The sequence below is a fragment of the Enterocloster alcoholdehydrogenati genome, assembly GCF_013282095.1.
Taxonomy (GTDB): Bacteria; Bacillota; Clostridia; order Lachnospirales; family Lachnospiraceae; genus Enterocloster; species Enterocloster alcoholdehydrogenati.
Genome location: NZ_BLTJ01000020.1, coordinates 1 through 13,480 on the forward strand (window position 1 = coordinate 1; position 13,480 = coordinate 13,480).

Below are 13,480 nucleotides of genomic sequence, written 5' to 3' on the forward strand. Positions count from 1 at the left end.
TAAAAAAAGTTATTGAATTAAATGAAAATACACAATCAGAAAACGCTACCAACAATCCGGTAGCGTTTTTATATGACTAAAAATTTGTATTTATTGTTTCGCACAACATCTACTTTACGAATTGAAGTTCAACTTTTTAATGTTTTTACAGTTCTATTCGACACTGGTGTACAGACAGTGAGCTATCCCCTTTACAGCAATACATATATATTGCATTACTTGATTCTTTTGCTGCAGCAAAAATGAAATGAGGCACCAAAAAAGAAAAGCTTTTCAACATATGACTGCGATGAATCTCCTTTTGGGCACCTCATTTTTATTTTATATCAGAGCTGCAAAACAGAAGTTTTAAATTCCTCTGTCTTACTCTTCCTCTGCCGTTTGGACCTCCTCCTCGTATTCCTCATTATAGACATTGCTGTCCTTGGTCTCGTTTTCACGAACCTTGGCAATGCTGGCTACCTTAATATCTGAATTCTGGTCAATAGACATAAGTTTTACACCGGAGGTGTTTCTTCCAATAACGGAAATATCATCTACGGACATTCGGATAATGATGCCTTCGGTGGTAATAAGCATAATCTCTCTTCCGTCATTTACCAGTTTGGCCCCTACTAAGGAACCTGTCTTTTCTGTAATCTTGTAGCAGAGCACACCCTTTCCGCCTCTGAACTGCGGCTTAAACTCTGCCGTCGGCGTTCGCTTGCCCATTCCATTTTCAGATACAACAAGAAGCTCCTCGCCCTGATTTGCAGTCTGCATACCGATGATTTCATCATCTTCCTCAAAGCGCATACCAATCACACCCATGGACACACGGCCCGTGGTTCTCACATCCTTTTCCTTAAAGCGTATACACATACCTTTCTTGGTAACTAAGAAGATATCCTGCTGGTCATCGGTAGCCTTTACCTCAATCAGCTCGTCCCCGTCCTTTAAAACAATGGCCTGAAGGCCGTTCTTACGGACATTGCCGTATTCTACCATTGGTGTTTTCTTGATCATACCTTCTCTGGTAGCCATTATAAGGTACTGATCCTCGTTAAATTCCCGCATGGGAATAATAGCCGTGATCTTTTCTCCCGGCTGAAGCTGTAAGAGGTTCACAATAGCGGTTCCCCGAGCGGTGCGTCCTGCCTCCGGAATCTCGTAGGCCTTTAAACGGTATACCCGTCCTGTATTGGTAAAGAACATCATGTAATGGTGATTGGTCGTCATAAGAAGGTCCTCAATATAGTCCTCCTCTATGGTCTGCATTCCCTTTATGCCCTTTCCGCCCCGGTTCTGGCTCTTAAAGTTGTCTGCGTCCATCCGCTTGATGTAGCCTAAATGGGTCATGGCAACGACGGTATCTTCATCGGGGATCAGATCCTCCATGGATACGTCATCATCAAAACCGATGGCGGTTCTCCTGTCATCCCCGTATTTAGCGGCAATCACATTGATTTCTTCCCTGATTACAGCAAGAAGCTTTTTCTCATCTGCCAGGATCGCCTTTAACTCCGCAATCTTTGCCTGAAGCTCTTTATATTCATTTTCCAGCTTCTCCCGTTCCAGACCGGTAAGAGCGCGCAGTCTCATATCCACGATAGCCTGAGACTGAGCGTCAGAAAGTCCAAAACGTTCCATTAACTGCGCCTTGGCCTCTGCCACATTGGCACTGCTGCGGATAATTCGGATCACCTCGTCAATATGATCCAGGGCAATCAGCAGGCCTTCTAATATGTGAGCCCGCTCCTCTGCCTTATTTAAATCGTACTGGGTCCGTCTTCTGACTACCTCCTCCTGGTGAGAGATGTAGACGTCCAGCATCTGATGCAGGTTTAAAATCTTTGGCTGGTTGTTGACAAGAGCCAGCATGATTACGCCAAAGGTATCCTGCAGCTGTGTATGCTTAAGAAGCTGATTTAAAATAACATTGGCATTTACATCACGGCGCAGCTCAATATTGATCCGCATACCCTCGCGGTTGGACTCATCGCCGATATAGGTAATGCCGTCAACTTTCTTTTCTTTTACCAGATCCGCAATCTTTTCGATCAGACGTGCCTTATTGACCATATAGGGAAGCTCTGTGACAATGATCCTGGACTTGCCGTTTGCCATGGTCTCAATATTGGTAACGGCCCTTACCTTGATCTTGGCCCGTCCGGTACGGTAAGCCTCTTCAATGCCTCTTCGGCCTAAAATAGTAGCTCCTGTAGGGAAATCGGGACCTTTAATCACTTCCATGATCTCTTCTAATGTAGTATCCCTGTCCTCATTGATCCGGTTGTCAATCATCAATGAAACAGCGCCGATGACTTCACGGAGATTGTGAGGAGGAATATTCGTCGCCATACCTACAGCAATTCCGGAGGTACCGTTTACAAGCAGGTTGGGGAAACGGGAAGGCAGAACCAGAGGCTCCTTTTCCGTCTCGTCAAAGTTGGGTACAAAGTCTACGGTATCTTTATTGATATCCGCAAGCATTTCCATGGAGATACGGCTTAAACGGGCCTCTGTATATCGCATGGCCGCAGCGCCGTCTCCGTCCACGGAACCAAAGTTTCCATGGCCGTCTACCAGCGGGTAGCGGGTGGACCAGTCCTGAGCCATATTTACCAGAGCTCCGTAGATGGAGCTGTCGCCGTGGGGATGATATTTACCCATGGTATCTCCGACGATACGGGCGCATTTACGATGGGGCTTATCCGGCCCGTTGTTTAACTCTATCATGGAAAAGAGCACACGGCGCTGAACGGGCTTAAGGCCGTCCCTGGCGTCAGGCAGAGCTCTGGCGCTTATGACGCTCATGGCATAGTCGATATAGGACTGTTCCATGGTCTTTTTCAGGTCTACGTCATGGACCTTGTCAAATACATTTGGTTCCATAGTCTATCTCCTTTATGTTCGATCTCATTTGCAGCGAAACAGTTCTGCCATACATGGCCGGACCATTATCAGATATCCAGATTTTTTACCTTTTTCGCATTATTTTCAATGAATTCCCTTCTTGGCTCCACCTGGTCGCCCATCAGGGTGGTAAAGGTCAGATCTACCTCAGAGGTTGTCTCCTCATCCATGGTCACGCGAAGGAGAATCCGGCGCTCAGGATCCATGGTGGTCTCCCAAAGCTGCTCCGCATCCATCTCTCCCAGACCCTTATAGCGCTGGATCTTATTGCTGTTGTCACGGCCGATCTCCACCAGGATGGAATTGAGTTCCTCATCGCTGTAGGCATACCAGACACGCTTGTTTTTCTCAATCTTATATAAGGGCGGCTGTGCCAGATATACATAGCCCTGCTTGATCAGCTCCGGCATAAAGCGGTAAATAAAGGTCAAAAGCAGGGTACTGATATGAGCGCCGTCCACATCGGCATCGGTCATGATAATGATCTTGTGGTAGCGAAGCTTACTGATATCGAAATCATCATGGATACCGGTTCCGAAGGCTGTGATCATGGCCTTAATCTCTGCATTGGCGTAAACCTTATCCATTCTGGCTTTTTCTACGTTTAAGATCTTACCGCGAAGAGGCAGGATAGCCTGGGTTGCGCGGGAGCGGGCGGTCTTTGCAGAGCCGCCGGCAGAGTCTCCCTCTACGATATAGATCTCACAGTTTTCAGGATTTTTGTCCGAGCAGTCTGCAAGCTTTCCCGGAAGAGCCATTCCCTCCAGGGCAGACTTACGGCGGGTTAAATCTCTGGCTTTTCTGGCTGCTGCTCTTGCCCTCTGTGCCATAATGGACTTTTCGCACATGGCTCTGGCTGCCGCCGGATTCTGCTCCAGGTAATAGGTCAGCTGCTCACTAACAATATTGTCAACAGCGGCTCTGGCCTCGCTGTTTCCCAGCTTCTGCTTGGTTTGTCCCTCGAACTGCGGTTCCCCTACCTTTACGCTTATGATCGCAGTCAGACCCTCTCGGATATCTTCACCTGAAAGGCTTTCCTCATTGTCTTTTAACAGCCTGCTCTTTCTGGCGTAGTCATTAAAGGTCTTTGTAAGGGCATTTTTAAAACCGGTCAGATGGGTGCCGCCTTCGGGGGTGTTGATATTATTTACAAAGGTGTAAATGTTCTCGGTATAGGAATCATTGTGCTGCATGGCCACTTCCACGTATACACCATCCTTTGTGCCTTCGCAGTAGAGCACATTTTCATAAAGGGGCGTCTTGCCCTTATTCAAATAAGACACAAATTCCTTGATTCCGCCCTCATAGTGGAAGGTATGCTCATGCTTTTCCTCCCGCTCATCCCTGAGGCTGATCCTTAGGTTCTTTGTAAGAAACGCAGTTTCCCGCAGACGCATTTTCAGTGTATCATAGTCAAATACGGTTTCCTCAAAGATCTCCTTGTCTGGAAGGAAACATACGCGGGTGCCATGCTTGTCAGGACTGCACGTTCCTGCTACTTTCAGGGGATACATTGTCTTGCCCCGCTCATACCGCTGTTCATATACCTTTCCATCCCGGTAGACCTGAACCTCCAGCCACTGGGAAAGGGCATTTACAACGGAGGCGCCTACGCCGTGAAGCCCGCCGGAAACCTTATATCCGCCGCTTCCGAATTTGCCTCCTGCATGAAGGATCGTAAATACTACCTCCACAGCCGGGATACCCGCTTTTTTCTGTATATCTACAGGGATTCCCCGTCCGTCATCGATAACGGTGATGGAATTGTCCTCATTGATGGTAACGTTAATGGAGCCGCAGTATCCCGCAAGGGCTTCATCTACTGCGTTATCTACGATCTCATAAACCAGATGATGAAGGCCTCTGGCAGAGGTGCTGCCGATATACATACCGGGACGCTTTCTCACTGCCTCAAGTCCTTCCAGGATCTGGATCTGATCTGCTCCGTATTGCTGCTCTGCCATGTTCTATATCTTCCTTTCTTTTCAGGTAACTTCTTATGTGTGTCAATTCTGGCTGTATACCTTTCCGTCCACTACTTTGAAGATTTTGTCAATAGGGAACCGGTTATTAACAAAATCCTCCAGCCCGGTACAGGTGATCATGGTCTGAATATCCTGTATGGCGGACAGAAGCTGGGTCTGGCGGCTGCCGTCCAGTTCCGAGAGAACATCATCCAAAAGAAGGATGGGAGCATCCTTACTTACCAGCTTTACAAGCTCCAGTTCGGACAGCTTCAGAGAAAGGGCGGCGGTACGCTGCTGGCCCTGGGAGCCAAACCGTCGGATATCGATACCATTTACAATAAAATTGATATCATCCCTGTGAGGACCTGCCAGAGTAGTCTTTTGTCGGATATCCTGGGAACGGTTCTTTAAAAGGGCCGTCTCAAGTTCCTCCTCTTGTGTATCCGGATCATAGAAAACGGATATCTCCTCTTTCCCACCGGAAAGCCGGGTGTGGATTCCCCGTATAATCTCTCCCAGCTGCCGGATAAAAGAACGACGGGAGGTAATAACCTCTTTCCCGTATTTTACCAGCTGTTCATCCCAAATGTCCAGTGTTGGTTCATATTCCGGTTTAAAGGACAGTTCCTTAAGGAGACGGTTCCTCTGCAGGAGAACCCGGTTATACTGAACCAGAGAATGGACGTAGAGCTTATCCAGCTGACACAATTCCATATCAATAAAACGGCGCCGCTCCGAGGGACCATTCTTTATGATGTTTAAATCCTCAGGGGAAAAAAATACCACATTGGCCAGACCAAACAGTTCGCTGGCCCTTCGAATGGGAACCCCGTTAATGGCGATTCCCTTGGGCTTATTTTTCTTTAAATGCATATCAATGCGGCAGGGAATATCATTTTTTCGGATCTGAAGCTTAATATGGGACTCATCCTGACCGAAACGGATGATATCCCTGTCTTTTGCGCTGCGGTGTGACTTGGAGGTGCAGCAGACATAGACTGACTCCAGAACATTTGTCTTTCCCTGGGCATTGTCGCCATAGAGAATATTCGTTCCCTGATTCAGTTCCATATGTAGTTCTTCATAATTGCGGTAATTCTTAAGCTCTATGGACTCGATGATCATGGATGTTCTCTTTCCGGGATTATTTGATGATCTTAATGGTGTTTCCTTCGTAAACAACCACGTCTCCGTCTACCAGTTTCTTGCCCCTCTGGAAAGCCGTCTCGCCGTTGACCGACACAAGGCCGTCTTCAATGGCATACTTGGCGTCTACTCCGGATTCCACTAAGCCTGCCGCTTTTAAGGCCTGGCCAAGCTTGATATATTCTTCTCTCAGTTTAATTGTTTCCATGTTTTTCCTTTCTATTACCATGAATCACAGGCGCACCGGGAAAATGTCTTTCTCCGGCGCACACTGGATGTATAAATATGCAATTGTCATTCCATTCCTGCATAGCCTCAAAGGCAGACCGCCCAGGGCAGCTGTGCCGTTACACAGAAGCTGCATTAAAGTTTACGGGAAGGATCAGATAGATATAATTTTCCTCCTCATCCTTGATAAAGCATGGGGATTTGGGATTCATCATGTAGATATTGATCTCCTCATCTTCAATGACTCTGAGGGCGTCGATCAGGAACTTGGGGTTAAAGCCGATCATAATATCCTTACCGGTCTTATGGATCATAAGATCCGCATTCATGGAACCAAAGCTGGAATTTAACTTCAGCTCCATTGTGTTATCGCTTACCTGAAGAATCAGCGGCTTTTTATCATTTTCGCGGATCAGGATAGTGGCGCGCTCAATACAGTCAAGAAATTCTCTCCGATTTACAGAAAGCTTCGTCTCATAATCGCTGGAAAGCATCTGGTTTATGCGGAAATATTCTCCCTCGATCAGGCGGGAAACCACGATGGTATTGTCAAATTCAAAGAGGATATGGTTAGAGCTGAAGAAGATCCGTACTTCTTTTTCATTGTCACCTCCTAAAATCTTGCTGATCTCGCTTAAGGTCTTTCCAGGAACAATGACCTTGGTCGATTCGTAGTGGTCTTTCAGAGTAACATTGCGGATAGAAATACGGTGACCGTCTAATGAAACCACTTTCAGCTGATTTTCATTTACCTCAAACAGCTCTCCGCCCATCATTTTGTTGCTGTCATTCGGGGAGATGGAAAAGATCGTCTGCTGGATCACTTCTTTTAAGGTAAACTGAGAAAGGGTAATGTATTTATCACGTTCAATATAAGGAATATAGGTAAATTCTTCCCCATCCCGTCCCTGAATATTGAATACGGAATTTTCACAGCGAATGGTTGTATTAAGTTTTTCATCAGATTCTATGGTAACGGTTGAATTCTGGCTGGATACGCGGCGGGTGATCTCAGAAAAAAGCTTAGCATCAAGCGCGATCTTTCCATGTTCTAAGATCTGTCCCTCCACCTTCGTTTCGATTCCAAGCTCCATGTCATTGCCTGTTAAGCGGATTTCATTGGAAGAAGCATCGATAAGGATACATTCTAAAATAGACATGGTAGTTTTGGATGGAACGGCTTTCATAACAATGTTGATGCCATTTACAATGGCGTCCTTCTGGAATTGCAGCTTCATAATTGTTGATAACTTCCTTTCTGATTGGAGTAGGGATGGCAAAGTCATAGTTGCAGATATATATAGTTAATTTTCGCCGTAACCGTAGTAGGGGCTGTGGGTTTGTGTAAAAGTCCAGGAAGCCTTTGAAAATGGGGATAAATACCTGTGGAAGAAATGGTGGAAAGGGTCCACAAAACTTCAGATAACCTTCATAGTTATCCACAGGAGATTAAAAACCATTTTGAACCACAAAAAGCCGGATCCATTATCAACAGTTTATCCACAGCCATTCCACGCCCTATTGTGGATTGATTTTCTTCTTTAAAATATCAATAGTATTTCTTAAGGTTTCGTCCTTTTGCAGGTCCGCGGCTATTTTTTCCGCGCCGTGAATTACGGTGGTGTGATCCCGTTTTCCAAGGCTGAGCCCTATGACCTGAAGGGAGGCTTCCGTCATATCGCGGCAGAGGTACATGATGATCTGACGGGGATATACGATATCCTTCGTGCGTTTCTGGGACATAACATCTGCCGGAGTAATGCCGAAATGATCGGAAACTACCTGGATGATCAGCTCAGGCGTCACCTCTCTTTGTGCATTGGGAGAAATGATATCCTTTAAGGCTTCTTCTGCCAGCTCCAGGGTAATATCGCATTTATTCAGACGGGAAAGGGCCACGATTTTTGTAAGGGCGCCCTCCAGCTCACGAATATTGGATTTAATGTTGGTTGCAATATATTTGATTACTTCGTTGTCAATATTGTATCCTTCCATCTCCTCTTTTTTGCGCAGAATGGCCATTCGGGTCTCATAATCCGGGGACTGGATGTCCACGGTCAGGCCCCATTCAAAACGGGAGCGCAGCCGTTCCTCTAAGGTTTCGATCTCCTTGGGAGGTTTATCGGAGGAGATAATGATCTGCTTTTTTGATTCGTACAAGGTGTTAAAGGTATGGAAGAACTCCTCCTGGGTACTCTCTTTTCCTATAATAAACTGGATATCGTCGATCAGGAGAACGTCGTTGTTGCGGTATTTCTCACGAAATTCCGTGGTAGTGATGTTGTTTTTGTTACGGATGGCGTCAATGAGCTCATTGGTAAAGGTCTCAGAGCTGACGTAAAGGATCTTGGATTTAGGGTTATCTTTTAAAATAAAATGAGCGATAGCGTGCATCAGATGGGTTTTTCCAAGTCCTACGCCTCCATATATGAACAGCGGATTATAGATCTCTCCTGGAGATTCCGCTACTGCAAGGGCTGCGGCGTGAGCCAGATTGTTGTTGGAGCCAACGACAAAGGTGTCAAAGGTATACTTTGGGTTTAAGTTGGCGTTCTGTATTACATCCGGGCTTACGGGAGCTTTTGCTTTGGGAATCAGAGCCGGAGCGGCGGGCTGTTCCTCTGCCTCCACCTGTTCTTTTGCTTTAAAATCCACCTCACATTCCTTGCCGAGAAATTCTGAGATGGTAACTTTTAAGAAGGTGCTGTATTTTTTCTTTACATAGGATATAAATGGCTGCTCCGGTACAATGATGGTAATGGTATTTCCCTTAAAAGAATAGGGTTTCAACGGTTCCAGCCATGTTTTGTATGAGATATCCGTAATCTGATCCCCATACTCCTCCCTTAATATAAGAAGGATCTTTTCCCAGTTTTCTTTTATTTTATCTATCATTTTCTGTCTCCTGAAACTGTATTGCAGAATTGCCCAATCTAAATACATTGTATACTAACGGCTCCATTTTTTCAATCAAAAGTGTAAATATCTGTGGATAACTTTGTAGGAAACCTGTGGATGGAGAGGAAATTAGCCGTTGAGCCGACAGTTTTCCACAGAATGTGGGTAAAAATAACTGCAGGTTTTACACAATGGGGAAAGTTGCAGAATATAAGGAGATTTTGTCCATGCATGGGGATCACAGTCGAAATATCCCACACTTATCCACAAGTTATCAACAAATTGTGGATAATGTGAAAAACACAAGGGTGAATTACGGGGAAAGAAATATTGACAGAGAAAAGAAGGCCCGCTATAATACAATCGTAATGCGTTGTATCTTTTAAAAAGAACAGCAGCAAGGAGGAAAAAAATGAATAAGAGAAAAAAAGACACCCGTTGGCTTGCAAGTGTTGCACTTATGATGGCGGTGGTGATCCTTCTGGCAAATACGCCTCTTGGGATGATCCAGCTGCCGGTGGTGAAGGCGACAACTGTGCATATTCCAGTGATTTTAGGCGCTGTTTTGCTGGGGCCTTTTGCTGGAGCGATCCTTGGAGGAACCTTTGGAATCTGTTCCATGATCAGTAATACCATGGCGCCCACCCTTCTGTCCTTTGCATTTTCACCCTTTATGAGCATGACCGGGATTTCCGGAGCCATAAAGGCAGTGTGGATTTCCGTAGGGTGCCGGATCATGATTGGTCTGGCGGCCGGCTGGCTGTGGATCCTTCTTATGAAGCTGAAGGTAAAATTTACGCCGGCGTTAGCTGTAACCGGTTTTGTTGGGGCCATGGTGAATACAGTATCCGTTATGGGAAGTATTTATCTGCTGTTAGCGGTGCAGTACGCCCAGGTTAAGAGCGTGGGGATCGACGCCGTATGGGGGCTTGTGATGGCGACAGTTGTCGCATCGGGTATTCCTGAGGCGATTGTGGCGGCGGTTTTGGTGGCTGTACTTGGAAAGGTGCTGCTTAAACTGGTAAAGTAAGCGGTTTCACGACGGTTTTTAAGATTTTTAATTGAGTGGGGGAAGAAAACAGGGGGATTTCCACGTGTTTTCGGGGGCTTTTAAGAAAAATTGCTTGACGAGGGCAGATTTCTTCTATATAATTGAGAAGATGTTTAATTATACTAGTCAAATGTGTGTTATCACATTACCAGATAATATTTGATAGGAGGTGCCCGGATTATGAAGATGACATTTCAGCCTAAGAAAAGACAGAGAGCAAAAGTTCATGGCTTCAGAGCAAGAATGAAGACAGCAGGCGGTAGAAAAGTTATTGCTGCCAGAAGAGCAAAAGGTAGAGCAAAGTTAACCGCTTAAGAACTGCAGGCCACATTTCCATGTGGCCTTTTTCTTTACGGAGCGCCGGGAGCGGGGATTTGGCCGATCCGGTGAATATCGTTACAGGAGGATCGAATGAAGCGATTTCCTTCCATTAAGAAAAACAGCGACTTTCAGTACATCTACAGAAATGGAAAGTCCTATGCCAACCGCCTGTTAGTCATGTATGTGGTAAGAAGCGGGCAGGAAGCAAACAGCATCGGCATATCGGTGAGCAAAAAGGTAGGCAACAGCGTGGTGCGCCATCATGTGACCCGGCTGCTGCGGGAGATATTCCGGTTAAATCATAATAAAATTGAGACTGGGTTAAACATCATCCTGGTGGCCAGATCGGCTGCCGCAACATCTGATTACAGACATTTGGAGGGTGCTTATATGCACCTGTGCGGACTGCATCACATTTTAAAAGAATCGAAGTGAGAATTATGGTAAAGAAGGCATTTATCTTTCTTATCAGGATCTATCAGAAATATTTATCGCCATTAAAGGTGAAAACTCACTGTATTTATACGCCAACGTGCTCTCAATACGCCATTGAGGCACTTCAGAAGTATGGCGCGTTAAAAGGTACATGGTTAGCCTGCAAAAGGATTCTTCGTTGCCATCCCTTTGCAGAAGGCGGTTATGATCCAGTCCCATAAAGGCGCGGAAACAGATTCGCGCTGTAAGATAACGCAGGTTTAAGTCCGCGTTAAGAAAGACACAGGGAAATACGCTTGCGTATCAGCGCAGTCCGGTGTCTTAAATGAGGGAAGTATACCCATAAGGAGGTAGCGTTTTGAACGGTTTAGTCGGCGCAGTAGTTTTGACAAAGGAAGGCGGTTTTCTGGGGCCGGTCGCCAGTTTCCTTGGCTGGATCATGGATTTACTATTTAAGTTCACCAGCACATTCGGCATTGAAAATATCGGTCTTTGTATTATTCTGTTTACACTGGTTACAAAGGTTCTTATGATTCCTCTGACCATTAAGCAGCAGAAGTCATCTAAGTTAATGACCGTTATGCAGCCTGAGATCACAGCGATCCAGAAGAAGTATAAGGGAAAAGAAAATGATCAAAAGGCCGCGATGATGATGCAGGCTGAGATTAAGGCAGTATATGAGAAATACGGTACATCTATGACAGGCGGCTGTCTGCCTCTGCTGATCCAGATGCCCATCATCTTCGCCCTGTATCGTGTTATCTATAATATTCCGGCTTATGTGCAGTCTGTAAGAGGCTATTATGAGACGGTAATCAGCCAGCTTCCAAGCGGATATCAGACGCAGCAGGCATTTACGCAGCTGGCAGAGGCCCACAAGATGGTGGGGGAGAAATTTGATTACAACAATGTAAGTACAGTCATTGATCTTTTATATAAGTTTACTGCCCAGCAGTGGGATAACTTTATCAGTGCGTTCCCTGCAGCGGGACAGGCAGTGACGGATGCCGGCGTTAATGCGGTGGATGCCATTGAAAACCTGCAGAATTTCTTTGGATTAAATATTGCTTATACCCCGGCGCAGGTAATTACTAATTTCTTTGCAAAGGCAGATGGCGTTACTATCGGTATGGCGGCTGCAGCTCTGGCGATTCCGCTGCTTGCGGGTCTTAGCCAGTGGTACAGCACAAAGCTTATGACAGCCAGCCAGCCAAAGCAGTCAGCTGAGGAAAATCCTACGGCTAACATGATGAAGTCCATGAATATCATGATGCCTCTGATGTCCGTATTCTTCTGTTTCTCCTTTGCTTCCGGTATCGGCCTTTACTGGGTTGCTCAGAGTGCATTCACCATTATCCAGCAGTTATGGATCAATTCCTATCTGAATAAGGTGGATATGGATGACCTGGTACAGAAAAACATTGAAAAGACAAATAAAAAGCGTGCCAAGAAGGGACTTTCTCCTGTCAGAGTCGGAAACGTGGACGAGATGTTAAAGCGGATGGAGGAGAAGGAAACAAAAGAAGAATCCGCCCGTATGGAAAAGATTGCCAAGACAAAGGCGCAGGTGGAAGAATCCAATAAATATTATGACCTGGACGCAAAACCGGGCAGTCTGGCTTCCAAGGCCAATATGGTTGCCAAGTATAACGAGCGTCAGGAGAAGGGTAAGAAGAAGTAGGAGGGTTTCGTATGGATATGATTACGGTTACTGCAAAGACAGTAGATGAAGCGGTTACGAAGGCTCTGATCGAACTTGAGACCACCAGCGACAAGCTGGAGTACGAGGTAGTGGAAAAGGGAAGCGCAGGATTTCTTGGAATCGGCGCAAAGCCGGCGGTGATCCGGGTAAAGAAGAAGGAGACCATAGCGGATAAGGCCATGGATTTCCTGACCCAGATCTTTGACGCTATGGGTATGGACGTATCCATAAAAGCGGCATATAATGAGGAGGAGCAGGAGCTGTCCCTGGAACTGGAGGGCGGAGACATGGGTATCCTCATTGGAAAGAGGGGACAGACCCTGGACTCTCTTCAGTATCTGGTCAGCCTGATTGTAAATAAGGATACCGATGGGTATTTAAGAGTTAAGCTTGACACGGAAAACTACAGAGAGCGAAGAAAAGAGACACTGGAAACCCTGGCAAAGAACATTGCCTATAAGGTTAAGAGGACAAGACGCCCTGTTTCCCTGGAGCCTATGAATCCTTATGAGAGGCGCATTATTCATGCGGCGGTCCAGAATGATAAATATGTGACCACCCGCAGCGAGGGCGAGGAGCCCTTCCGCCATGTGGTGATTGCACTTAAGAAGGAAACGGGCGCCGGTGAGCGCAGAGGACGTTATGACCGCAGCCGCGGCGGACGCTATGAGCGTACAGGCGGCTACCGGGGAAATAACCGCAGAAGCGACTCCTATCAGGCGGCTTCCCTGTCAGAGCATAATGCTGAGACAGCCGGCGGCAGCGGACAGGAGACAGAGGAGTAATCCGGTAAATGAACATGGGGAGGCTGTTGCAGAGCGATTTGCGGCGGCCTCT

The 13,480-nt window shown here is 46.3% G+C and carries 12 protein-coding genes; 6 read left to right on the forward strand and 6 right to left on the reverse strand.

The window, feature by feature from the left end; all coding sequences use genetic code 11:
* Positions 1-363: 363 nt before the first annotated feature.
* From gyrA to dnaA, 6 genes are all read right to left on the reverse strand, one after another.
* Positions 364-2,874 (reverse strand): DNA gyrase subunit A, encoded by a 2,511-nt coding sequence (gene gyrA, locus HW447_RS16650; protein ID WP_176256175.1) that lies wholly within the window; start codon positions 2,872-2,874, stop codon positions 364-366.
* A 68-nt stretch (positions 2,875-2,942) separates the two neighbouring features.
* Positions 2,943-4,859, reverse strand: coding sequence for a DNA topoisomerase (ATP-hydrolyzing) subunit B (gene gyrB / locus HW447_RS16655; RefSeq protein WP_176256176.1), 1,917 nt, complete (start codon positions 4,857-4,859; stop codon positions 2,943-2,945).
* 42 nt (positions 4,860-4,901) lie between these two features.
* Positions 4,902-5,987: a DNA replication/repair protein RecF gene (gene recF / locus HW447_RS16660; RefSeq protein ID WP_176256177.1), complete on the reverse strand. Its 1,086-nt coding sequence runs from the start codon at positions 5,985-5,987 to the stop codon at positions 4,902-4,904.
* 19 nt (positions 5,988-6,006) lie between these two features.
* Complete coding sequence (locus HW447_RS16665; protein WP_176256178.1) at positions 6,007-6,216, reverse strand: RNA-binding S4 domain-containing protein; 210 nt, start codon at positions 6,214-6,216, stop codon at positions 6,007-6,009.
* 139 nt (positions 6,217-6,355) lie between these two features.
* The gene (gene dnaN, locus HW447_RS16670; protein ID WP_176256179.1) at positions 6,356-7,474 is read right to left on the reverse strand and encodes a DNA polymerase III subunit beta; all 1,119 of its coding nucleotides are present in this window, start codon (positions 7,472-7,474) and stop codon (positions 6,356-6,358) included.
* Between the two features lie 280 nt (positions 7,475-7,754).
* Positions 7,755-9,131: a chromosomal replication initiator protein DnaA gene (gene dnaA / locus HW447_RS16675; RefSeq protein ID WP_176256180.1), complete on the reverse strand. Its 1,377-nt coding sequence runs from the start codon at positions 9,129-9,131 to the stop codon at positions 7,755-7,757.
* A 415-nt stretch (positions 9,132-9,546) separates the two neighbouring features.
* Here dnaA and HW447_RS16680 point away from each other — a divergent pair, with 415 nt between their 5' ends.
* The 6 genes from HW447_RS16680 to jag all read left to right on the forward strand — a co-directional run bounded on the left by HW447_RS16680 (position 9,547) and on the right by jag (position 13,428).
* On the forward strand, positions 9,547-10,164 hold the full coding sequence (locus HW447_RS16680; protein WP_176256181.1) for an ECF transporter S component: 618 nt from the start codon (positions 9,547-9,549) through the stop codon (positions 10,162-10,164).
* 201 nt (positions 10,165-10,365) lie between these two features.
* Positions 10,366-10,500, forward strand: a complete 135-nt coding sequence (gene rpmH, locus HW447_RS16685) for a 50S ribosomal protein L34 (protein WP_021870170.1) — start codon at positions 10,366-10,368, stop codon at positions 10,498-10,500.
* A 96-nt stretch (positions 10,501-10,596) separates the two neighbouring features.
* Positions 10,597-10,941: a ribonuclease P protein component gene (rnpA, locus tag HW447_RS16690; RefSeq protein ID WP_176256182.1), complete on the forward strand. Its 345-nt coding sequence runs from the start codon at positions 10,597-10,599 to the stop codon at positions 10,939-10,941.
* A gap of 5 nt (positions 10,942-10,946) precedes the next feature.
* Positions 10,947-11,162, forward strand: coding sequence for a membrane protein insertion efficiency factor YidD (gene yidD, locus HW447_RS16695; protein ID WP_176256183.1), 216 nt, complete (start codon positions 10,947-10,949; stop codon positions 11,160-11,162).
* 137 nt (positions 11,163-11,299) lie between these two features.
* The gene (locus HW447_RS16700; protein ID WP_176256184.1) at positions 11,300-12,622 is read left to right on the forward strand and encodes a YidC/Oxa1 family membrane protein insertase; all 1,323 of its coding nucleotides are present in this window, start codon (positions 11,300-11,302) and stop codon (positions 12,620-12,622) included.
* 11 nt (positions 12,623-12,633) lie between these two features.
* Entirely contained in the window at positions 12,634-13,428 is a 795-nt protein-coding gene (gene jag / locus HW447_RS16705; protein WP_176256185.1) for an RNA-binding cell elongation regulator Jag/EloR, read from the forward strand.
* The last annotated feature ends 52 nt before the right edge of the window (positions 13,429-13,480 follow it).